This is a genomic window from Mesorhizobium sp. M1E.F.Ca.ET.063.01.1.1, from assembly GCF_003998155.1.
Classification (GTDB): domain Bacteria; phylum Pseudomonadota; class Alphaproteobacteria; order Rhizobiales; family Rhizobiaceae; genus Mesorhizobium.
The window spans coordinates 1-798 of record NZ_RZSC01001357.1 but is presented as its reverse complement, the minus strand read 5'-3'; the positions used below and the strand labels follow the sequence as shown (position 1 = coordinate 798).

The following is a 798-nucleotide window of genomic DNA, read 5'->3' as shown; positions in this document are numbered from 1 at the left end:
CGACGACCTGGCTGCGCGAGGCGCGGGAGCGTTTCGACGGCGGCGGGGTGCCGGCCTCGGGCCGCAGGGCCTCGGCGGCTGTCTTGGGCACGATCGGCCCTTGCGTCTGACGCTGTCCGAATTCCCCGCCGTCGCCCGGATTTGTATTCATGGCGCCCTACCGTCTGATCTTGCAACGAATCCCCTAGCCGAAGCGTAGGGGCAAATTTGGCAAAAATGACGGCAAGTGGCTGACCTGCCGATTTGCTGGCTGCTCAGCCATTGTAACGCTGGAAGACGAGCGAGGCGTTGGTGCCGCCGAAGCCGAAGGAGTTGGACAGCGCCACGTCGATCTGGCGGGCGCGCGGCTTGTTCGGCACGAGATCGAGCGCCGTCTCGCGTTCCGGATTGTCGAGGTTGATGGTGGCCGGGGCGATGTTGTCACGGATGGCGAGGATCGAGAAGATCGCCTCCGCGGCGCCAGCGGCGCCCAGCAAATGGCCGATCGACGACTTGGTCGACGACATCGATATCTTCGAAGCGGCATTGCCGACCAGCCGCTCGACGGCGCCGAGCTCGATCGTGTCGGCCATGGTCGAGGTGCCATGCGCGTTGATGTAGTCGACGTCGGCGGGTGAGAGCTTCGCCCGGTTCAGCGCCGCCGTCATGCAGCGGAACGCGCCGTCGCCGTCCTCGGCCGGAGCGGTGATGTGATAGGCGTCACCGGTCAGCCCATATCCGGTGACCTCGGTATAAATCTTGGCGCCACGCGCCTTGGCGTGCTCGAGCTCTTCCAGGATGACGACGCCGGCGCCCTCG

At 65.9% G+C, this 798-nt stretch carries 2 pseudogenes; both read right to left on the bottom strand.

The window, feature by feature from the left end:
- A pseudogene (locus EOA29_RS43590) lies at positions 1 to 151 on the bottom strand (4-amino-4-deoxychorismate lyase); the annotation flags it as partial.
- Positions 152 to 254: 103 nt separating this feature from the next.
- Positions 255 to 798: pseudogene (locus EOA29_RS38565) on the bottom strand (beta-ketoacyl-ACP synthase II); the annotation flags it as partial.